Raw genomic sequence first — 22056 nt, 5'->3', positions numbered from 1 at the left:
AGTTCGCCACAATCACCCCGTGCTCAAAATCCGTGTATCGGTTGGGGGCAGCCGCCTCAATTGCGGCTTTGGAAAACCAGGTAAAAAAGTAGGCCCTGGCTTTAAAAACAGGACGCCGGATTCCTTGCCTTTTATGGGCAAGGAAGCCGGCGTCCTTCTTGTTGGCAGCTGTCAGCCGGCGAGGAAGTCCTCGGGCTGCCATTCGCCGGTCACCAAATAAGAGACCTTCCGGGCCACTGACACCCCATGGTCCCCAAAACGTTCAAAGTAGCGGCTGGCCAGGGTGACGTCCACGGTGGTGGCGGGCGTCTCCTGCCACTGCGGGGCTGCCATGGTGGTGAAAACGCTCTTGTGGAGTTTGCTGATCTCCGCCTTGGCCCCGGTGATGTCGGCGACCAGGGCCAAATCACGCGTATCCAAAAGTTCGGTGACCTTCCCGGCAATGAGGATGTCCAGGCGGGCCAGTTCGGCGAAGGTGCCGGTCAATGACGTGGGGATCACGGTGTTGGGAAAACGCAGCCGCGTCAATTGGGCAATGTGGCGGGCCAAATCGCCCATGCGCTCCAGGGAGGCGCTCATCCGCAGGGAGCCCACGATCATGCGCAGATCGCTGGCCACCGGTCCCTGCAGGGCCAGCACGTCAATGGCCCGTTCGTCCAAATCATTTTGCAAAAAATCAATGCGCGCGTCAGCTGCAATGACTTCCTGGGCCTGCTGCAGATCGGCGCTGGCAAAAGCCGCCGTCGCCTTGGAGATGGCCTCGCCGACAAGGCTGGAAATCTCTACGAGCCCTTCGCCGATTTGGTGGAGCTCGGCCTGGAAAACTTTTCGCACGCGGTGTCCTTTCTTGGGCAGGGCAACAGGTGCCCAACTAGGCTCCAGCATGACAGCAGAAGGTGAACGTGGCGGCACGCCAAGGTGAACGTTGGCTGAACGGGCGGCGCGCGGGCCGCGGTTTTGGTCAAAGGGCAGGATCCACCGCTTAGGCTTGAGCCGTGGATCCCTTGAGTGTAGGACTGGTTGCCGGGCTGATTGGCCTGGCCCTTGGCGTGGTGGGCATGTTTGCCTTCAGCCTCAGCGAGCGCTCCCGCCGTGTCCCGCTGGACATTGACGAGCCCACCCTTCCCGAAGGTGCCGCCGAAGTGCTTTCAGTGGTGGGCCGTGCCTACATTGTCCTGGACACGGTCGACGGCGTGGTGCGGGCCAGTCCCGGCGCGTACGCCTTTGGTCTGGTCCGCGGCCACACGGTGGTGCATCAGGAGCTTGTGGAACTGGCCAAGCGGGTGCGCAGTGACGGGGTGATTGAAGAGCGGGACTTGATCCTGCCCCGGCTGGCCCTGCCCGCGGCTGGCCAGAGCGCCGGAGGAGCGGCAGCCGCAGGCGTCCAGGGCGCGGCCCTGCATGGCGCCCCCAATCAAAGCACCCTGGTGATTCAAGTGCGCGTGGCACCCCTGGGGGAGGAATACATCCTGCTGCTGGCGGACGACCGCACTGAAATTGCCCGCACCGAGGCCGTCCGCAACGACTTTGTGGCCAATGTTTCCCACGAACTGAAAACGCCCGTGGGTGCCATTTCCCTGCTTGCCGAGGCGTTGGAATCCGCCCCGGAGGACCAGGCCACCGTGCGCCGCTTTGCCTCCCGGATGATGACCGAGTCCGCGCGGCTGGCCGCGTTGATTCAGGACATCATTGAACTCTCCCGGGTGCAGGGCAAGGATGTGGCCGTGGTGGGCACCGAGGTGGACATGAACGCCGTCATTGCCGAGGCCGTGGACAGGACGCGCACGCCCGCGCAGAGCCGCAACATCACCTTGGCTGTGGGCCAGGCGCACCCGGCCTGGGTCCACGGGGAGCAGGCGCAGCTGGTGACGGCCCTGCGGAACCTCATTGACAATGCGGTGCGGTATTCCCCGGAAAACACCCAGGTGGGCATTGGCCTGTCCACCACGGACGGTGTGGTCTCCGTCAGCATTTCCGACCAGGGCGACGGCCTCACCCCGGCCGAGCAGGACCGGATCTTTGAGCGCTTCTACCGTGTGGACACTGCCCGCTCGCGGCACACCGGCGGCACCGGGCTGGGCCTGAGCATTGTCAAGCACATCATCAGCAACCATGGCGGCGAGGTGACACTGTGGTCGGCGCCTAAAATGGGTTCCACCTTCACCGTGCGCCTGCCTGAACTTTCCAATCCAATGGCCGACGGCGCCACGCACCACCGCGCCGACCGGCACCCCCACCTGAACTAGAGGAGCACAAGCGGCTTGAACAGAATTTTAGTGGTTGAGGACGAGGACTCCATCAGCGATCCGCTGCAGTTCCTATTGTCCAAGGAAGGCTACGAGGTCCAGGTGGTGGACAACGGCCTGGACGCGCTGGTGGAATTTGAACGCAGCGGGGCGGATCTGGTGCTGCTTGATCTGCAGCTGCCCGGCATGAGCGGGACCGAGGTCTGCAAGCATTTGCGGCAGCGCTCCACCGTGCCCATCATCATGCTCACGGCCAAGGACGCTGAAATAGACAAGGTGCTGGGGCTGGAGCTGGGGGCCGACGACTACGTCACCAAACCCTATTCATCCCGTGAGCTCATTGCCCGGATCCGGGCGGTGCTCCGCCGCCTGGGCGAAGGTGAAGAGCTGCTGGGCGTCACTGTCCAGGCCGGTCCGGTCCGCCTGGACATCGAACGGCATGTGGTGAGCGTGCAGGGGGTGGACGTGGCGTTCCCGCTGAAGGAATTTGATCTGCTGGAAATGCTGCTGCGCAACGCCGGAAAGGTCCTCACCCGCGGCCAGCTGATCGACAGGGTGTGGGGGTCCGACTATGTGGGTGACACCAAGACCCTCGATGTGCACGTCAAGCGGCTGCGCAGCAAGATTGAACCTGATCCGGCCGTTCCGCGCCATCTGGTCACGGTGCGTGGTCTGGGGTACAAGTTCGAGCCCTGAGCCTCACCACAGATCCCGCACCGGGCGCAACCCTGGACCGCCCCGGACCCCATCTTGGGTTGGGCAACGGTGCACTGGGGCACCGCTGCTTGAACGCCGCAGGGGCGTGAAAAACAAAAGACCCCTGGATTCGAGGGAATCCAGGGGTCTTTTGCTGCCGCTTGGGCCGCCGAACGGCTTACGGCGCGGTTGTTTCCGCAGCTTCCGTCGGCAGCCCCTCGGGCGCTGCGGTCGGCACGGCGCTGGGAACTTCCAGGGGCAGCTCCGTGGGCATGACGCTGGGAACATCGGTGGCTTCGGCGCTCGGAGCCGTGGTGGGCACCAGGTTCTGGTATTCCTTCAAGGTGCCATCGAGGATGGGAACCTGCAAGGTGGCTGTCTGGGATTCGGCGCCGGAGGTGCGCAGGTCAATGCTCTCCACGCTTCCGGGCGGCTGCTCCACGGTGCTGAGCACGGCGGCGTCGTTGTCACTGTTCAAGATCACGGGGATGCCGGGCTTGACGGTGATTTCCGTCTGGGAGCCGGCGGCGCCGCTGAAGGTCAAGGTGATGTCGGAGTCGGACTGGTTGTAGAAGGAGCCCGAAACCCGGCCGGCCTCACCGGCGCCCTCGGAAACAACCAAGACGTTGCGCAATTGCATCTGGCCCAAATCAAGGCGCACGCCGTCGGATGCGGAGTAGATCATGGTGGTGCTTTGCGGGTTGATGGCACTGCACCCTGTGAATGCCATGGCGCCAATGCCGATGGCAGCAATCAGGCTCAAACGCTGAGCTCCTTGGGTCCCGCGAATGCCAGCAGCGATTCTCACGTCAATAACTCCTCATGGAAAAGACAAAATATCTTTGCCCAGCTTATCCGCAAATGGGATAAATGTACGCTTCCGCGCAGCCGGCGCCGGCGCGGAGGTGCCCGCCATGCATTTGGCCGCCGGTAAGTCAAGAGTTCACGCAATCTTCACCTGCCGGAGCGGTTGCGCGGCCAGCTGAGCGTCAGCGGGCGCTGACCTGCGGAAACACAAGGGAGTGGAAAGTTAACCGTGATAAACTAGGGGTATTGGAAAGGGAGAATCCACATGCTTTTTGAGGTCGGCGAGACAGTAGTTTACCCACATCATGGTGCGGCGAAGATCGAAGAGATCAAGATGCGCACCATTCGTGGCGAAGAGAAGATGTACCTCAAGCTCAAGGTGGCCCAGGGGGATCTGACAATTGAAGTTCCCGCGGAAAACGTTGACCTTGTTGGGGTTCGCGATGTAGTGGGCAAGGAAGGGTTGGAGCACGTTTTTGAGGTGCTCCGCGCCGAGTTTACGGAGGAGCCCACCAACTGGTCCCGCCGGTACAAGGCAAACCTGGAAAAGCTCGCATCAGGGGATGTCATCAAGGTGGCAGAGGTTGTTCGCGACCTGTGGCGCCGCGACAACGACCGGGGCCTTTCGGCCGGTGAGAAGCGCATGCTGGCCAAGGCACGCCAGATCCTGATTTCCGAGCTCGCCCTGGCGGAAAAGACTGACGAGGACAAGGCCGCGGAAGTCCTCGACGAAGTATTGGCTTCATAAGCGGCTGGGAACAATTCACAGCGGCTGTGCACATCCCCCTCGCCATGCGGCGCAGGGGGATTTGTATATCCGCAGCAATTGATGCCCGGCGGTCTACTCTTGAGCCATGACTGATGTGAAGGACGGCCACTGTGCCGTGGTGATTGTGGCGGCCGGATCGGGCCAGCGCCTGGGCCACGGCGTGCCCAAGGCGCGGGTTCCGCTGGGTGGGGAACCGTTGCTGGTCCATGCAGTGCGCGGGGTCCTGCGGGCGGCGGTGGCGGAGCAAATCTGTGTTGCCATTCCCGCCAACGATCCCGAACTGGCTGAAATCTGCCGCCGGCTCGGTGCCGAAGCCACCGCCGCGGGACTGAAGTTCAACGCCGTCGAGGGCGGGGCGGACCGGGCGGCCTCCGTGGCTGCCGCGCTGCGGCACATCTCCGGGGACGTCGGCTGTGTTTTGGTGCATGACGCCGCCCGCCCGCTGACCCCCACGGGCGTGTTCAAACGGGTGGTGGCCGCCCTGCGCGACGGTGCCGACGCCGTGATCCCGGCCCTGGCCGTCACCGACACCATTAAGACCGTGGTCCCCGCTGCCCTGCCCGCCACCGGTGCCGGGGTGGAACAGGTGGTGGGCACGCCCGCCCGCCACCAGCTGCGCGCCGTGCAGACGCCGCAGGGATTCACCCTGGACACGCTGCGCCGGGCCCACGCCCAAACACTCGATGCCGGCACCCAGGTCACCGATGACGCCATGCTGGTCGAGGCCATGGGCGGGGACGTCTTTGTGGTCCAGGGCTCCACGCACAGCTTCAAGATCACCACCCCCATGGACCTGCTGCTGGCCGAGGCCATGCTGGAGGGGCCGCTGCGCCCGCGCTGGGTGGAGGGATAGCCGTGAATCTGCCCCGTACCGGCATTGGCATTGACGTCCACGCCTTTGCCGCCCAAGACAACCCCACACCCCTGTGGCTGGCCGGCCTGCTGTGGGAGGGTGAGCAGGGCCTCAGCGGCCATTCCGACGGCGACGCCGTGGCCCACGCCGCAGCCGACGCCCTGTTCTCAGCAGCCGGGGTGGGGGACCTTGGCACCCATTTTGGCACCGGGCGCCCCGAATACCGAGGCGCATCCGGGGTGCGGCTGCTGGCCGAGGCGGCCCGCATTGTGCGGGCCGCCGGCTATGACATTGGCAATGTGGCGGTGCAGTTTGTGGGCAACCGGCCCAAATTCTCCCCCCGCCGCGGCGAAGCCGAAGCGGTGCTCAGCGCCGCCGCCCGCGCGCCGGTCTCCGTCAGCGCCACCACCTCCGACCACCTGGGCTTCACCGGCCGCAGCGAGGGAATCACTGCCGTGGCCACCGCCCTGGTGGTGGCCCGGGAATCCGAGGTCCCGGCGGCGCAACAACACGCTGCCGCGGACGGCGGGATACCCTAGAGCCGTGACCTTGCGATTCCATGACTCAGCCACCGCCACCGTCCGGGACTTTGTTCCGCTTACCGCCGGGCAGGCATCCCTGTACTACTGCGGCGCCACGGTGCAGGGTGAACCGCACATTGGGCATGTGCGTTCAGCCCTGGCCTTCGACCAGCTGACCCGTTGGCTGCAGGCCCGCGGACTGGACGTCACAGTGGTGCGCAATGTCACCGACATTGATGACAAGATTCTGGCCAAGGCCACCGAAAACAATGAGTCCTGGTGGGCGCTGGCCTACCGCTACGAGCAGGCCTTTGCGCAGGCCTACGCGGCGCTGGGCATCCTCAAGCCCAGCTACGAGCCCCGCGCCACCGGCCACATTCCCGAGATGCACGCCCTCATCGCCACCCTCATTGCCCGCGGCCACGCCTACCCGGCGCCCGACCGCTCCGGGGATGTGTATTTTGATGTGCGGTCCTGGGCCCGGTACGGGGCCCTGACGCACCAAAACATTGATGACATGCAGGCCGCGCCCGACGCCGATCCCCGGGGCAAGCGCGATCCCCGCGACTTTGCGCTGTGGAAGGGTTTCAAGGCGGGGGAGCCGGAGAGCGCCCAGTGGGATTCCCCCTGGGGGGCCGGGCGCCCCGGCTGGCACCTGGAATGCTCCGCCATGGTCACCAAGTACCTGGGCACCGAGTTCGACATTCACGGCGGCGGCCTGGATTTGCGGTTCCCGCACCATGAAAATGAAATGGCCCAGTCCCAGGCCGCCGGCCACGGCTTCGCCAACTTTTGGATGCATAACGGCATGGTCACCTACCAGGGCGAAAAAATGTCCAAGTCCCTGGGCAACACCATCAACCCGCGTGAAATGCTGGCCCTGGCCCGCCCCCTGGTGGTCCGCTACTACCTGGGACAGGCCCACTACCGTTCGGTTTTGGACTACCGTCCCACCTCGCTGGAGGAAGCGGCGGCCGCCGTCGACCGCGTTGAAACCTTCGCCAAGGCGGCGCAGGCACAGCTGTTCCCGGCCGGGGATTTTGCCTATGCGGGCACCCGGCCGGGTGGCTTCGACGCCGCCATGGATGACGACCTCAATGTCCCTGCCGCCCTTGGGGTGCTGCATGAGACAGTCAGGGCCGGCAATACCGCATTGGCCGCCGGTGACAGGGCTGCCATGGAGCAGGCGTTTTTGGCTGTCATGGGCATGACCGATGCGCTGGGCATCAACCCCCTGGACGTTCAGTGGCAGCAGCAGGGCGGCGCCGCTGAACAGCGCGCCCTGAACGTGCTGGTCACCGCGCAGCTGCAGGCCCGTGCGCAGGCGCGGGCGGAGAAAAACTGGGCCGAATCGGACCGGATCCGTGACATTCTGGCCGCCGCCGGGGTGGACGTGGCGGATTCCGCCGCCGGCTCCACCTGGTCACTGAAGAAATAAGCCCGGCGCCTGCCCGCCGTGAAGCAGGCCACTTTTAGGCGCCCATAGCACTGAATTGGCCTTGAGGCCGTAAGCTGATAGCTGCGGGTTTACTCGTCATCAGGCGAGCCAAAAAAGTGCCGCTGAGAAGATTTGTTTGAAGAACTTCGGGGCCAGCTAGGGCGCCGCATCAATCGTAGGGGTTTTACCATGGCCAACACTTCCCGTTCCGGCGCCGTCCGCAAGCTCAAAAAGGGCCCCGTCAAGGGCACCGGCGGGCTGGGCCGCAAGGCACTCGAGGGCAAGGGCCCCACCCCGAAGGCTGAGGAGCGCACCTACCACAAGGCGTACAAGAACAAGGAGCTCGCGGAGCGTTCTGCGGAAAAGCGCGCCGGCGCCAGCAAGTCCCCGCGCCGCAACAGCGGGCCCAAGGGCAAGGCCATGGAAGAGCTCGTCACGGGCCGCAACTCGGTGGTTGAGGCTCTGCGTGCCGGCATTCCCGCCAAGGCCCTGTACGTGGCCGTCCGCGTTGACATGGACGAGCGCGTGCGTGAGTCCATCAAGCTCGCCACCGAGCGGGGCATCCCGCTGATGGAAGCGCACAAGCCCGAACTGGACCGGCTCACCGAAGACGCCGTCCACCAGGGCCTGGTGCTGCAGATCCCCCCGTACGAGTACGAAGACGCCGTGGACCTGGCCGGCGAGGTCATCACCAAGTGGAAAAAGGGCCACATTGCCAACGCGCCCCTGATTGTGGCGCTGGACGGCATCACCGACACCCGCAACCTCGGCGCCATCATCCGCAGCGTCTCGGCCTTCTCCGGCCACGCCGTCATCATTCCCGAGCGCCGCAGCGCCGGTGTCACGGCCGCGGCGTGGAAGACCAGCGCCGGCGCCGCCGTGCGTGTGCCGGTGGCCAAGGCCCCCAACCTGAACCGCGCAATTGCCGCATTCCAAAAAATGGGTTACTTCGTTTTGGGTCTTGACGGCGACGGTGACGTGTCGCTGCCGGACTTGACGCTGGCCCAGGAGCCGGTCTGCATTGTGGTGGGCTCCGAGGGCAAGGGCCTGTCCCGCCTGGTGCGCGAGAACTGCGATCAAATTGTCTCCATCCCGATTGATTCGGCCATGGAGTCCCTCAACGCTTCCATGGCCGTGGGCATCAGCCTGTACGAGATCTCAAGGCAACGCGCGGTCCAAGGCTAAGACATGAGTGTCACTGTCATCCAGGCCATCAGTACGTTGGGTGCGGCTTTGTCGCGTCCCTTTCCCCTGGGTGTCAGTGCCATCCCCCGCGAGCACGGACCGGCCGCGGCCAATGTGGCGGTGTATTCGCCGGCCTTCAGCGATGTGGTGCTGTGTTTTTTGGCGCCGGGAAGCCATTGGAAGGCGCTGCTGCTGCCGGACAAGACCGACGGCGTGCACCACGGTCTGGTGGAAAACATGCCCGCCGGGACGCTCTACGGTTTCTACACCCAGCCCGGTGCCACCGGCGATGAGCTGCTCCTGATCGACCCGGAGGCCGAACAGCTGCTCCTGGACCCCTACGGGCAGTACATTGAAAAAAAGCAGCGCGGGAACGGCGGGTGCGCCTACCTTTCAGTGCGCATGGACCAGGACTTTGATTGGGGCGCTGTGGCCCGCCCCAACACGCCCTGGCGTGAGACAGTGTTTTACGAAGCACATGTGCGCGGCCAGACCATGCTCCACCCGGACATTCCCGAAGACATCCGCGGCAGCTATGCCGGCATGGCCCATCCGGTCATGATCGCCCATCTCCAGGAACTGGGGGTGAGCGCCGTCGAACTGTTGCCCATTCATTTCCATATTGACGAACCCCACCTGCAAAAAAGCGGGATGAGCAACTACTGGGGCTACAACACCCTGGGGTTCTTTGCCCCGCATGCGGGCTATGCCAGCGCCGCGGCGCAGGCTGCCGGCCCGCAGGCGGTCCAGGCCGAACTTAAAGGCATGATCAAGGCGCTGCACATGGCAGGCATTGAGGTCATTTTGGATGTGGTGTACAACCACACGGCGGAGGGCGGCGCGGACGGGCCCAGCTACAGCTGGCGGGGCTTGGCCGAGGAACAGTATTACCGCATGCGCGACGGCAAATACCACGACACCACCGGGTGCGGGAATTCGCTGAATTTTGGCAATCCGCAGGTGATCAAGATGGCCATGGACTCGTTGCGGTTTTGGGTTCAGGAGTACCACATTGACGGGTTCCGCTTTGATTTGGCGGTCTCCATGGCCCGTGACGGCGTTCACGAGTTCAATCCCCAGCACCCCTTCCTGCTGGCCGCCGCCACCGACGGTGTCCTGGCGGCCACCAAACTCATTGCCGAACCCTGGGATGTTGCCCATGGCGGCTGGCAGACAGGCCATTTCCCCACCGGCTGGGCCGACTGGAACGACTCCTTCCGCGACACGGTGCGGCAGGTGTGGCTGGGGGACCGGGCCACCATGTTTGCCGGAAACGAGGCCCAGGGCCTGGCGTCCTTCGCCGATGCCCTGGGTGGTTCGGCGGCCATGTTTGCCTCTTCGGGCCGCAGCGCCATGGCCTCCATCAACCTGGTCACGGCCCATGACGGCTTCACCCTGGCGGATCTGACCGCCTACAACGTCAAGCACAATGAGGACAACCAGGAGGACAACCGCGACGGCACCAACGAGAACCGGAGCTGGAATCACGGGATTGAGGGCATCACCAACAACCCGCATACCCTGGCACACCGTGCCCGGACCGCCCGGAACCTGATGGCCACCCTGCTCTTGTCCCTGGGCGTGCCCATGATCACCGCCGGCGATGAGCTGGGCCGCAGCCAGGGCGGAAACAACAATGTGTACTGCCAGGACAATGAAATTGCCTGGCTGGATTGGACCATGGACAGGGAAGCGAAGACCATGCTGGCTGCGACCCAACGGCTGCTCAAAATGCGCAGAAGCTTCCTCGCCGCGCAGCCCAGCAGCTATCCCACCCGGGGACGGCAGTCGTTCATCCACTGGTACGGCGCCGACGGGCTGCCCATGACCGTGGAGCGCTGGAGCGACCCAAAGGAGCGCGTGCTGACCATGCTCATGGGTTCCCCCACCGGAGTCGTGGACGGTCTGGTGGTGTTCAATACCGGCATTTCCGACCAGGATGTGGTGTTGCCGGCCAATCCGCGCTTTGAAAGCCCCCTTGAAGGCATGGCCGGTGCCGGCGGGCCTGACGCCACGGAGGGCGCGGCTGTGGCTGCTCCCGGTGGCGTGGCTGCTCCCGGTGCCGTGGCGGCCGGGCAGCTCGAATACGCGGAGTCGGCCGACGTTGCGGCAGCCGTCTTCGCGGGTCCGCCACGGCCGTATCTGCTGCGGATGTCCACGGCGGAAGCCGCCCACACGGTGGACGGCGAACCCACCTTCGTGCTGCCCCGTGGAGCGTCCGCGGTCCCCGCCGGGGGCACCGTGCGGGTGGAAGCCAACACCGTGCAGATGTACCGCAACGACCTGGCGCCGGCACCGACCCCCTGAACAGGGGCCGCTGCTGCGGGCGCCGCCCCTACGCGTTGAGTCCGACCCAGCGCCGTTGAAGCAGATGTGGTGCTGCGTCTGCAACAACGGTGCTGGGTCGGTCTCGGCGACAGGACGCGGCAGGACGCGGCAGGCGCGGCGGCACAAGTGCGCGGGCCGGGTTAATCAGCAGAGGTTTTGCCGGATGTGCAACCCCCGGCGTGCTGTGGCAGCTCCGTCGCTGCGGGGCGCCGCCCCTACGCGTTGAGTCCGACCCAGCGGCGTCGTAGCAGATGTGGTGCTGCGTCTGATTCAACGGTGCTGGGTCGGTCTCGGCGGCAGGCGGGACGGGGTGGCAGCGCGGAGGCGTGGCGGCAGGCAGGGCGCGTCCGGGGCAGCGGCGCCGCCCCGGACGCATCCTAGCGGGCGCTGGTGATCAGGCCCAGTTCCGCCGGATGGGCCAAGGCCTCGTGGTGGGGCAGCACCTGCACGCCGTAACCAAAGTCGCCGGAGCGGTCAATGAGCAGCTCGCCGGCGAACTGGTGCCTGCCGTTGCCGTCATCCTGCACATGGTTCAGTGCCAGAAGTGCCGTGTCATTGAGCTCGTCGGAGTCGCCCGCCGTGCCGTAGACCACGTTGACATGCACATCGGCAGGGTCCAGTCCGCCCAGTTTCACCCAGGCACGGACCTCCACCGTCTCGCCAATCTGCGGCTCATCCGCCAAATTGTGGGTGTCCACGTGCTCCACCCGGACTTCCGGCCACGCCTGCCGCATTTCCCCGCTCCATTGCGCCAGTTGACGTACCGAGGCGTAGTTGTCGGCCTTGGCCCGGCGCGCCGATTCCGCGGCAGGCTGGTACAGCCGTTGCACGTATTCGGCCACCATGCGGTTAGCTGACACGGCCGGACCCAAGTTGGCCAGGGTGTGCTTGATCATGGAGATCCAGTGGGCCGGCAGTTCCCCATCCCGGCCCTGGGAGGGTCCCGCCGCGCCGGCTGACACCGGCGCCACCTCCCCGTAGAACCGGGGCGCCACCTGGGTTTCGAGCAGTTCGTAAAGGGCCGAGGCCTCAATGTCGTCCCGCTCGTCATCGCCGGCACCGCTGTTGGCGGTCGGGATTGCCCAGCCGTTTTCGCCGTCGTACATTTCATCCCACCAGCCGTCCATGACGGAGAGGTTCAGCGAGCCGTTGATGGCGGCCTTCATGCCGGAGGTGCCGCAGGCCTCGAGCGGGCGCAGGGGGTTGTTCAGCCAGACGTCGCAGCCGGGGAACAGGGTGCGGGCCATGGCAATGTCGTAGTTGGGGAGGAAGACAATGCGGTGGCGCACCTCGGGATCGTCGGTGAACTGCACCAGGTCCTGGATCATTTTCTTGCCGGCGTCGTCCGCGGGGTGCGATTTGCCGGCAATGATGATTTGAATGGGGTGCGTGGGGTGCAGCAGCAGGGCCTTGAGCCGGGCCGGGTCCCGGAGCATCAGGGTCAGGCGCTTGTAGGTGGGGACGCGGCGGGCAAAGCCGATGGTCAACACATCCGGGTCCAGCACGGAATCCGTCCACGCCAGCTGGGCGTCGGCGGAACCGCGCTTCTTCCAGGACGAACGCAGCCGACGCCGGGCATCGGTGACCAGTTTTTGCCGCAGCCTGCGGCGCAGTGCCCAGAGGTCGGCGTCGCTGACCTCGTACACCTTGGACCAGTTGGGCCCGTCCAGCACGTCGCTGCCCAGGTGTTCCCTGGCCATGGCCGCCAGTTCCGGTGCCACCCAGGTGGGGACGTGCACGCCGTTGGTGACGGAGGTGATGGGCACGTCCTGCTGGTCAAAGCCGGGCCACAGTCCGGAAAACATGCCGCGGGAAACCACGCCGTGGAGCTTGGCCACGCCATTGGCGCGTTGGGCCAGGCGCAGCCCCATGACGGCCATGTTGAACATTTCGGGGTCGCCGCCGTCGTAATTTTCCGCGCCCAAGGCCAGGATTTCAGCCACCGGAACCCCCGGCGCCAGGGACCCGGCAAAGAAGGTCTCAATCATGGTGCGCGGGAACCTGTCAATGCCGGCGGGCACGGGCGTATGCGTGGTGAAGACGGTGGAGGCGCGGCCGGCCGCCAGGGCCTCGGCCCAGGACAGGGGGTGCGCCGTCACGTCCGGGTCCATGAGTTCGCGGATGCGTTCAATGCCGAGGAAACCGGCATGGCCTTCATTGGTGTGGAACACTTCCGGGGCGGTGGTGCCGGTGAGGCGGGCGTGGACGCGCAGGGCCTTCACCCCGCCCATGCCAAGCAAAAGTTCCTGGGTCAGGCGGTGATCGCCGCCGCCGCCGTAGAGCCTGTCGGTCACGCCGCGGGCGGCGTCGTCATTTTCAGCCACATTGGAATCCAGCAGCAGCAGGGGCACACGGCCCACATCGGCGCGCCAAATGTTGGCCCGCAGCAGGCGCCCGTCCGGAAGCGGCAGCTGCACCTGCGCCGGCGTCCCGTCCGCTTCACGCAGCTGGGTCAGCGGCAGGGAGTCGGGATCCAGCAGCGGGTAGCTCTCCTGCTGCCAGGCGTCCCGGGACAGGGACTGCTTGAAGTAGCCGGCCTGGTACAGCAGCCCCACGCCAATGAGCGGCACGCCCAGATCGGAGGCGGATTTCAAGTGGTCGCCTGCCAAAATGCCCAGACCGCCCGAGTACTGGGGCAACACTTCGGTAATGCCGAATTCGGGGGAGAAGTAGGCCACGCACTGGGGTGCCTCGGCCCCCAGGCCCTGATACCAGCGCGGTTCGCTGAGGTAGGCTTCCAAATTTTGCGACGCGGCCGCCACGCGGGCCACCACTTCGGGGTTGTCGGCCAGCTTTTGAAGTTGTTCCCGGCTCAGTTGACCCAGCATGGCCAGCGGGTTCTGGCGCGAGGCCGCCCACAGCTCCGGGTTCAGCGATTCAAACAGGGCACGGGTGGGGACATGCCAGGACCACCTCAAGTTGGTGGCCAATTTGGTCAGCGCACTGATTTGCGCGGGGACGACTGTGCGGACGGTAAATCTGCGAATAGCCTTCATTTTGGTCAGCCTAGTCCAGAGTCCGCGCTTGCAGGCACCGATACTGGAAAAATCTCCACTTGTTACGTGCGCCGCGTGAATGCCTGCTCAAAGGCACTGACTTATGGACAATTTACCGGGTAAAACTTCGGGGGGCCTTAGCAATCCGGGCCAGGAGTCGCTAACGTCTAGAAGGTGAGTTCTTCTAAGCCTTCGCGCAAAGCGCCCGCCACGTCCACGTCCGCCGCGTCCGCAGGGGCGGGGGCAACTCCGCCACCGGGAACGACGCCGGCCGGGGACTCCGTGCCGGCGGATCCCCGGCAGGGCCTGCGCTTTGGGCGCATCCCCATCACCAAGGTCCAGCCCGTGCTGGAGGAGGGGAAGTTTCCCGCCAAGGGGGTGCGGGGCGCTGATGTGCGCGTCAGTGCAGTGATCTTCCGGGAAGGCCATGACGCCCTGGGTGCCACGGCGATCCTTGTGGCTCCGGATAAAAGCGAGGCCCAGCGCGTGGCCATGACCCCCGGCGCCAAGGGCACCGACGCCTGGGAAGGGGTGTTGACCCCGGACCATGAGGGCCTGTGGACCTTCGCCATTGAAGCTTGGGGCGACCTCTACGCCACCTGGGCCCACAACGCCCAGGTGAAGATCAACGCCGACGTGGACGTTGACGTCATGCTGGAGGAGGGCTCGCAGCTGTTCGCCGCCGCCGCCGGGGGGGCGCAGGACACCGATCCCGACGCCGCCCACGTGTTCCGGCAGGCCGCCGCCACCTTGGCCGATGCCTCGCTGAACACCATTGACCGCCTCGCCGCCGGCACCTCCTTGGAGGTGCGTGCCGCCGTGGCCCGGTTCCCGCTGCGTGATCTGGTGACCCGCAGCCAGGAGTATCCGCTGCTGGTGGAGCGCGACGCCGCCGGACGCGGTGCCTGGTACGAATTTTTCCCGCGCTCCGAGGGTGCCATGCGGCACCCGGACACGGGGGAGTGGACCAGCGGCAACTTCCGCACCGCACGCAACCGCCTTCCCGCCGTGGCGGCCATGGGCTTTGACGTGGTGTACCTGCCACCCATCCACCCCATTGGCAAGATCAACCGCAAGGGCCCCAACAATTCACTTGAGGCGGGGCCGCAGGATCCGGGCTCGCCCTGGGCCATCGGCTCCGACGAGGGCGGGCACGACGCCATCCACCCCGATTTGGGGTCGGTGGAGGACTTTGCCGGCTTTGTTGCCGCCGCCAGGGACCTGGGGCTGGAGGTGGCTTTGGATCTGGCGCTGCAGTGCGCCCCGGACCACCCCTGGGCCACCGAACACCCGGAATGGTTCACCACGCGCGTGGACGGGACCATTGCGTACGCGGAAAACCCGCCGAAGAAGTACCAGGACATCTACCCGCTGAACTTTGACAACGACCCGGCCGGCTTGTCGGCGGAGATCCTGCGCATTGTGCGGCTGTGGATTGACCGCGGGGTGCGGATTTTCCGGGTGGACAACCCACACACCAAACCCGTCTGGTTCTGGGAGTGGCTCATTGGCACCATCAACGCCGAAGACCCGGATGTGGTGTTCCTGGCCGAGGCCTTCACCCGTCCGGCCATGATGGCGGCGCTGGGCAGGGCAGGTTTCCAGCAGTCGTACAGCTACTTCACCTGGCGCAACACCAAGGAGGAGCTGGAGGAGTACCTGGTCCATGTCAGCCGGGAATCGCCCGGTTACTTCCGGCCCAACTTCTTTGTCAACACCCCGGACATCCTCACCGAGTTCCTGCAGTACGGCGGTCCGCAGGCCTTTAAGATCCGCGCCATTTTGGCCGCCATGGGCAGCCCGCTGTGGGGCATGTACGCCGGCTACGAGCTGTACGAGCACGTGGCGCGGCCGGGCTCGGAGGAGAACATTGACAATGAAAAGTACGAATACAAGCAACGGGACTTTGCCGGCGCCGAGGCCGCAGGGAAGTCGCTGGCCCCGTTTGTCACCCTGCTGAACAAGATCCGCCGCGAGCACCCCGCCCTGCTGGATCTGCAAAACCTGAGTCTGCATGAAAGCACCGACGAGGCGACGCTGGTGTTCAGCAAACATAAGACCATCGCCGCCACGGCCACCGGGCCGGAGCGCAAGGACACCATCATTGTGGTCATCAATGTTGACCCCCACAGCATGCGCGAGGGCGAGGTCACCCTTGACCTGGACGCGCTGTCCCTGGATGGATTGTCCGCGGACGGAACGTTTATGGTTGAAGACCTGGTCACCGGTGCCACATGGAACTGGGGCAAAAGAAACTACTTCCGGCTTGACGCCCATTTAGAACCGGCCCACATCCTCTACATCAGGCGGTAATTGAATGACATACCAACGCACCACGAACGCCCCCCAATTCAACCTGAACGCCCCCGGCCTGGTCCACGATCCGCACTGGTACCGCAAGGCGGTTTTTTATGAAGTCCTGGTCCAAAGCTTCGCCGACGCCAACGGCGACGGCGCGGGCGACTTCTCCGGGCTGATCTCACGGCTGGACTATCTGCAGTGGCTGGGCATCGACTGCCTGTGGCTGCCGCCGTTCTTTGATTCCCCGCTGCTCGACGGCGGCTACGACGTCCGCGATTTCACGGCGGTCATGGACAGCTACGGCACCATTTTGGACTTCAAGTCCCTGGTCACCCAAGCCCACGAACGCGGCATGCGCGTCATCATTGACCTGCCGCTGAACCACACCTCGGACCAGCACAAGTGGTTCCAAGCCTCCCGGGAGGACCCCGAGGGACCCTACGGCGACTTTTACATGTGGAGCGACACCACCGAACTGTATGAGGATGCCCGCATCATCTTCATCGACACGGAGGAATCGAACTGGACCTTTGACCCCATCCGCCGGCAGTTCTTTTGGCACCGCTTCTTCAGCCACCAGCCGGATTTGAACTACCGCAACCCGGCAGTCCACGAAGCCGTCTTTGACATTGTGCGCTTCTGGCTCGATCAGGGCATTGACGGCTTCCGTGCCGACGCCATTCCGTACCTGTACGCCGAAGACGGCACCAACTGCGAGAACCTGCCGGAGACGCATGAATTCCTGCAGAAGCTGCGCGCCATGGTGGATGCCGAGTACCCGGGACGGGTGATCATTGCCGAGGCCAACCAGATGCCTGAAGAGGTGGTGGACTACTTTGGCACCGAGGCTGACCCCGAATGCCACATGGCCTTCCACTTCCCCATCATGCCCCGGCTCTACTACGCGCTGCGGGACCAAAAGGCCGCCCCGATTGTGGAGACCCTGGCCAACACCCCCGACATTCCCAATGGGGCCCAGTGGGGGACGTTCCTGCGCAACCACGACGAGCTGACCTTGGAAATGGTGACAGCTGCCGAACGTGAAGCCATGCTGGGCTGGTACGCACCGGACTCCCGCATGCGCGCCAATGTGGGCATCCGACGTCGGCTGGCGCCGCTGCTGGACAACTCCCGGGCCGAAATTGAAATGATCAATGCCCTGTTGCTGGCCCTGCCGGGCAGTCCGTTCCTGTATTACGGGGATGAGATTGGCATGGGCGACAACATCTGGCTTGATGACCGGGACGCCTCCCGCACCCCCATGCAGTGGAACCCGGACCGGAACGCCGGGTTCTCCCACGCCGATCCCGGCAAACTGTACCTGCCCGTGGTGCAGTCGCTGGTGTACCACTACAACCACGTGAACGTGGAGGCACAGACGGCCCACAGCAGTTCGCTGCTGCACTGGAACAAGCAGATCCTGGCGGTGCGCAAGGCCCACCCGGCCTTCGGCCTGGGCCGCTATGAGAATGTGAACACCCACCACGAGTCGGTGCTCGCCTTCCTGCGCGTGCTGCCCGTGGGCAATGACGAGGGGGAGGCGCCCGAGAGCGTGCTGTGCGTCTACAACCTCTCGCAGCACCCCTCCTCCACGGTCCTTGACCTGCCGGCATTGGCCGGCCGCGGTTTGCGCGACGTCTTTGGCGGGGACATCTTCCCCGGCATTGGTGAGGACGGGAAGCTCACCTTGACCCTGGGGTCCTACGACTTCTTCTGGCTGCGGGTGCGCTCGCAGGCGTCCAATGTGCTGTCCACGCAAACCATGGCCATGCCCATTATCGACGGCTCCCAGCAGGGGTACTGATGACTGGCACAGTGGAGGACCTGCTGACGCAGTGGCTGCCGTCCCAGCGCTGGTACCCGCGCAAGGGAACATCAGGCGACGGCGCGCGCGTGCGCATCGTCGACAGCTTCGAGCTGCCGGCAGGAGTGGGGCCCGGCAGTGCCGATGCAGGCGCCGCGCCCAAGGTGGCTTTCGCGCCCACGGCAGCTTTTCTGGTGCTCTTGGTGGGAATTGACTTTCCTGCCCAGGCGGCCGCGCAAAGCCTGTTGCTGCAGGTGCCCGTCACCGTTCGCGCCGGGGCCGCTGCCTCGGCCCTGAGCGGGGATTCGGCAAAGCCCATTCACATTGGCACACTCGGCGGGGAAGCGTCCGGCGCGGCTGGTTCGAAGCTGCCCGGCCTGGGTGCCGGAGCCGAGCTTTTTGACGGTTTGTCAGATGCCAACTTTGTGCGTGCCTGGCTGGCATCCCTGGGCCGGGGCCAGGAGCCGGACGCCGACGGCGGCCAGGGCCTGGCGCTGTGGTTGAACCCGGACTTTGCGGCACTGGATACATCCATGGCCACCAATGTGCGCACCATTGCCACCGAACAGTCCAACACCTCGGTGATGTTCTCCCTGGGGGACAAGGCGCTCATTGCCAAATTCTTCCGGGTGCTGCATGCCGGCTCCCATCCGGAACAGGACATTGGCCAGGCACTCGCGGAGCTCCCCACGGCTGGAAGCGCCCTCAATGTCCCGGCGCTTCAAGCGTCGGGGGCGTGGGGTGCCCAGCGGACCACCTTGTTTGTCATTCACGATTTCATTCAAGGAGCCAGCGACGGTTGGACGCTGGCCTTGGACCACGCCCAAAGGGGCATCGATTTTACCCCGCATGCCGCAGCCATTGGTGCGGCCCTGGCGCATGTGCATGCCGCACTTGCCCAAAGCATGGGTTCAACCACCCCCGACGGCGCCGCGGCCACGGCCTTCGTGCAGGCGTTGCAGGACCGCTTGGAGGCGGCATGGGAGGTGGCAGGAAGCGCCGTCGGACTTGATCAAGCGCACTGGAACAGTTTTCTGACACAGCTGGGCCAAATCACCCAGGTGCCTGCCATGCAGCGCATTCATGGTGATCTGCATTTGGGCCAGCTGCTGCACCGCGACAGCTCCGCGGGCGGTGACTGGTTCATTTTGGACTTTGAAGGCGAGCCGCTGCGGCCGCTGGCGGAGCGCAGCACTCCAGATGCGGCATTGCGGGACGTGGCGGGAATGTTGCGTTCCTTCGACTATGCCGGCGCCCAGGCCCAGGGCATGTCCGCACAGGATCGCTCCCGCTGGGTGCAGGGCGCCTCCCAGGCATTCCTGGCAGCCTATGGATCTGCGTCCGGGGAACATTTGGATGCAGACAGTCCGCTGTTGCAGGCACTGTTGTTGGACAAGGCCCTCTATGAGGTGGTCTATGAATTGCAGAACCGTCCGGACTGGGTCCGGGTGCCGCTTGAGGCGGTGCGTGTTTTGTTGAAATCGACTGAAAGTGATGTGGATATGGGACTTGGCGAAGCAACCCCCCTAGAGGTTGAAACTGAAGTCTTGGAACGGGTTTCCGGCGGGACACATTACGCTCCGCACTCCGTGCTGGGCGCGCATCTGGACGGTGCGGACCGGGTCACCATACGCACCCTGCGCCATCTGGCGGAGGCTGTCACAGTTGTCACGGCTGACGGGGAATACCCCATGCACCATGAACATGGCGGAATTTGGGTGGCAGTGGTTCCGGCTCCGGACTCCGGCCACGTGCCGGACTACCGCCTGGATGTGAGCTACCACGGCACCGTTCACCGCACGGATGATCCTTACCGGTACCTGCCCACGGTGGGGGAACTGGACCTGCACCTCATGGCTGAGGGCCGGCATGAAACCCTGTGGACTGTTTTGGGTGCCCACGTCCGGCGCTACCACTCCTCCATGGGGGAGGTGGCAGGTGTCAGCTTTGCGCTCTGGGTCCCCGGTGTGCAGGCGGTGCGGGTCATCGGCGAGTTCAACGGTTGGGATGGCCGCGGCCACGGCATGCGCACCTTGGGCAGCAGCGGCATTTGGGAACTCTTCATTCCAGACGTCGCCGCCGGCGCAAGTTACAAGTATGAAATTTTGACCGGGGACGGACGGTGGCTGGAAAAGGCCGATCCCATGGCGTACGGCACGGAAGTGCCACCTTTGACGGCGTCGCGCGTGGTGGAGTCAAGCTACTCCTTCAAGGACGATGCCTGGATGGCCAAGCGGGCCGAGACGGATCCGCACAATTCACCCATGAGCGTCTACGAAGTCCACCTGGGCTCCTGGCGGCCGGGGCTGAGCTACACGGAGCTGGCCACGGAACTGGTGGAGTACGTGGCGGACCTTGGCTTCACCCACGTTGAACTCATGCCGGTGGCGGAACACCCCTTTGGAGGCTCCTGGGGTTACCAGGTCACCTCCTACTACGCCCCGACCTCACGTTTTGGCCATCCGGATGAATTCCGGCACCTAGTGGACGCACTCCACCAGGCAGGCGTGGGCGTGATCATGGACTGGGTCCCGGCGCACTTCCCCAAGGACGCATGGGCGCTGGCCAAATTCAATGGCGGACCGCAATATGAGCATGCCAACCCGCAGCTGGGGGAACATCCCGACTGGGGAACCCTGATCTTTGACTTTGGCCGCAATGAAGTCCGCAACTTCCTGGTGGCCAATGCCCTGTACTGGTTTGAGGAATTCCATATTGACGGACTGCGCGTCGATGCCGTGGCGTCCATGCTGTACCTGGACTACTCACGCAATGAGGGCGCCTGGAGCCCCAACCGGCACGGCGGCCGGGAAAACCTGGAGGCCATCACCTTCCTGCAGGAAATGAACGCCACGGCGTACAAGCGCAACCCCGGCATTGTCACCATCGCCGAGGAATCCACGGCGTTCCCCGGCGTCACGGCACCCACCAGTGAAGGCGGCCTGGGCTTTGGCATCAAGTGGAACATGGGGTGGATGCATGATTCCCTGGCCTATGTTGCGGAAGACCCCATCAACCGGGGCTGGCACCACAGCCAAATCACCTTCTCCATGGTGTACGCCTTCACGGAGAACTTCCTGCTGCCCATCAGCCACGACGAGGTTGTCCACGGCAAGGGCTCGCTGCTGCGCAAAATGCCCGGCGACCGCTGGCAGCAGCTGGCCAATCTGCGCTCCTATCTCGCATTCCAGTGGGCGCACCCGGGCAAGCAGCTCATTTTCATGGGCACCGAGTTTGGGCAGGAATCCGAATGGAGTGAACAATACGGTCTGGACTGGTGGCTGGCGGAGGACCCGGCCCATGGCGGCGTGCAGCGCATGATCCGTGAACTCAATGACAGGTACACCTCCACGCCGGCACTGTATGAGCAGGACAACGTGCCGGCCGGGTTCAATTGGCTCAATGGCGGGGACACCAAAAACACTGTGTTGTCCTTCATCAGGCTAGACAAGGCCGGCAATCCACTGGTCTGCATTGTCAACTTCGCCGGCGTGGCCTACGAGGGCTACCGTGTGGGGCTGCCCGCAGCGGGGGCGTGGAAGGAAGCCTTCAACACCGACCTTTCCGAGTACGGCGGATCCAATGTCCACAACGAAGGACCCATGGCCGCCGAAGCCAAGGAATGGGATGGGCAGGAGCACTCGGTGACGCTGCGCATCCCGCCGTTGGGAACGCTGTATCTGGTGCCGGAGAAGACAGCTGCGGAGCAGGCACTGCCCGCTTCGACGGTGGCCGGGCAGCGGGAAGAATAAGGCCCCAAAAGAAACCCGGATGTTCACCTGCTTGCGGTTTTGTGTTCACCGCAAGCAGGTGGTAGAGTTGGTACTCCGCTGAACGAACCGTTCAGATCCGGAACAGACCCAAACCATACAGCTCAAGAATTTGGCTCAATGGTGTGCATTCAAATGATTTATCAAATGAATACGGTCCGAACCTTGGATTTGACTTCCGGGAAGTTGAGCGGTTAAGCTTGAAAAGTTGCCCCGGCGCTGATCATCACGAACTAGTTGGTTCGAATGTGTTGGCTGGGTGTGGTTGTTGTTTGAGAACTCAATAGTGTGCCAAGTTTTATTGATACCAATTTATTGTTTTATGGATTGGTTATTTGGTTG

At 64.4% G+C, this 22056-nt stretch carries 14 protein-coding genes; 11 read left to right on the top strand and 3 right to left on the bottom strand.

Annotation, left to right across the window (positions count from 1 at the left end):
- Positions 1-171: 171 nt before the first annotated feature.
- Entirely contained in the window at positions 172-834 is a 663-nt protein-coding gene (gene phoU, locus ACFUCV_RS14255; protein WP_380816874.1) for a phosphate signaling complex protein PhoU, read from the bottom strand.
- Between the two features lie 161 nt (positions 835-995).
- Here phoU and ACFUCV_RS14250 point away from each other — a divergent pair, with 161 nt between their 5' ends.
- Positions 996-2246 carry a sensor histidine kinase gene (locus tag ACFUCV_RS14250; protein ID WP_380816872.1) on the top strand — a complete coding sequence of 417 codons (1251 nt, stop codon included), beginning with the start codon at positions 996-998 and terminating at the stop codon, positions 2244-2246.
- Between the two features lie 15 nt (positions 2247-2261).
- Positions 2262-2942 carry a response regulator gene (locus tag ACFUCV_RS14245; protein ID WP_380816870.1) on the top strand — a complete coding sequence of 227 codons (681 nt, stop codon included), beginning with the start codon at positions 2262-2264 and terminating at the stop codon, positions 2940-2942.
- A 178-nt stretch (positions 2943-3120) separates the two neighbouring features.
- Here ACFUCV_RS14245 and ACFUCV_RS14240 read toward each other — a convergent pair whose 3' ends face one another.
- The gene (locus ACFUCV_RS14240; protein WP_380816868.1) at positions 3121-3705 is read right to left on the bottom strand and encodes a hypothetical protein; all 585 of its coding nucleotides are present in this window, start codon (positions 3703-3705) and stop codon (positions 3121-3123) included.
- Positions 3706-4014: 309 nt separating this feature from the next.
- Between ACFUCV_RS14240 and ACFUCV_RS14235 the strand changes: the two genes are divergently transcribed.
- From ACFUCV_RS14235 to glgX, 6 genes are all read left to right on the top strand, one after another.
- A complete protein-coding gene (locus tag ACFUCV_RS14235) occupies positions 4015-4497 on the top strand; it encodes a CarD family transcriptional regulator (protein ID WP_269939073.1) in 483 nt (160 codons plus the stop codon).
- 106 nt (positions 4498-4603) lie between these two features.
- Positions 4604-5371, top strand: coding sequence for a 2-C-methyl-D-erythritol 4-phosphate cytidylyltransferase (ispD, locus tag ACFUCV_RS14230; protein ID WP_380816865.1), 768 nt, complete (start codon positions 4604-4606; stop codon positions 5369-5371).
- A 2-nt stretch (positions 5372-5373) separates the two neighbouring features.
- Entirely contained in the window at positions 5374-5910 is a 537-nt protein-coding gene (ispF, locus tag ACFUCV_RS14225) for a 2-C-methyl-D-erythritol 2,4-cyclodiphosphate synthase (protein WP_380816863.1), read from the top strand.
- Between the two features lie 4 nt (positions 5911-5914).
- The gene (cysS, locus tag ACFUCV_RS14220) at positions 5915-7330 is read left to right on the top strand and encodes a cysteine--tRNA ligase (protein WP_380816861.1); all 1416 of its coding nucleotides are present in this window, start codon (positions 5915-5917) and stop codon (positions 7328-7330) included.
- Between the two features lie 189 nt (positions 7331-7519).
- The gene (gene rlmB, locus ACFUCV_RS14215) at positions 7520-8515 is read left to right on the top strand and encodes a 23S rRNA (guanosine(2251)-2'-O)-methyltransferase RlmB (protein WP_380816858.1); all 996 of its coding nucleotides are present in this window, start codon (positions 7520-7522) and stop codon (positions 8513-8515) included.
- Positions 8516-8518: 3 nt separating this feature from the next.
- A complete protein-coding gene (gene glgX, locus ACFUCV_RS14210; protein WP_380816856.1) occupies positions 8519-10822 on the top strand; it encodes a glycogen debranching protein GlgX in 2304 nt (767 codons plus the stop codon).
- A 398-nt stretch (positions 10823-11220) separates the two neighbouring features.
- Here the strand turns inward: glgX and glgP are convergent, their stop codons facing one another.
- The gene (gene glgP / locus ACFUCV_RS14205) at positions 11221-13839 is read right to left on the bottom strand and encodes an alpha-glucan family phosphorylase (protein ID WP_380816854.1); all 2619 of its coding nucleotides are present in this window, start codon (positions 13837-13839) and stop codon (positions 11221-11223) included.
- A 282-nt stretch (positions 13840-14121) separates the two neighbouring features.
- On the opposite strand from glgP, the gene ACFUCV_RS14200 reads away from it, so the two are divergent.
- The 3 genes from ACFUCV_RS14200 to glgB are packed head-to-tail and all read left to right on the top strand — an operon-like array spanning position 14122 to position 21696.
- Positions 14122-16152 (top strand): alpha-1,4-glucan--maltose-1-phosphate maltosyltransferase, encoded by a 2031-nt coding sequence (locus ACFUCV_RS14200; RefSeq protein WP_380816876.1) that lies wholly within the window; start codon positions 14122-14124, stop codon positions 16150-16152.
- 4 nt (positions 16153-16156) lie between these two features.
- Positions 16157-17944: a maltose alpha-D-glucosyltransferase gene (gene treS / locus ACFUCV_RS14195; protein WP_380816851.1), complete on the top strand. Its 1788-nt coding sequence runs from the start codon at positions 16157-16159 to the stop codon at positions 17942-17944.
- Positions 17944-21696: a 1,4-alpha-glucan branching protein GlgB gene (gene glgB, locus ACFUCV_RS14190; RefSeq protein WP_380816849.1), complete on the top strand. Its 3753-nt coding sequence runs from the start codon at positions 17944-17946 to the stop codon at positions 21694-21696. The genes treS and glgB overlap by 1 nt, the downstream gene beginning before the upstream one ends.
- The last annotated feature ends 360 nt before the right edge of the window (positions 21697-22056 follow it).

This window comes from Specibacter sp. NPDC057265, assembly GCF_042668835.1.
Taxonomy (GTDB): Bacteria; Actinomycetota; Actinomycetes; order Actinomycetales; family Micrococcaceae; genus Specibacter.
The sequence above is the reverse complement of the archived record's forward strand: the minus strand, read 5'-3'. Positions and strand labels throughout refer to the sequence as shown.

What these genes read in the sequence shown, in the direction of transcription:
- ACFUCV_RS14235 (WP_269939073.1), top strand. Translation starts at nt 4,015, where the DNA reads ATGCTTTTTGAGGTCGGCGAGACAGTAGTTTACCCACATCATGGTGCG.
- ispD (WP_380816865.1), top strand. Translation starts at nt 4,604, where the DNA reads ATGACTGATGTGAAGGACGGCCACTGTGCCGTGGTGATTGTGGCGGCC.
- rlmB (WP_380816858.1), top strand. Translation starts at nt 7,520, where the DNA reads ATGGCCAACACTTCCCGTTCCGGCGCCGTCCGCAAGCTCAAAAAGGGC.
- glgX (WP_380816856.1), top strand. Translation starts at nt 8,519, where the DNA reads ATGAGTGTCACTGTCATCCAGGCCATCAGTACGTTGGGTGCGGCTTTG.
- glgP (WP_380816854.1), bottom strand. Translation starts at nt 13,839, where the DNA reads ATGAAGGCTATTCGCAGATTTACCGTCCGCACAGTCGTCCCCGCGCAA.
- treS (WP_380816851.1), top strand. Translation starts at nt 16,157, where the DNA reads ATGACATACCAACGCACCACGAACGCCCCCCAATTCAACCTGAACGCC.
- glgB (WP_380816849.1), top strand. Translation starts at nt 17,944, where the DNA reads ATGACTGGCACAGTGGAGGACCTGCTGACGCAGTGGCTGCCGTCCCAG.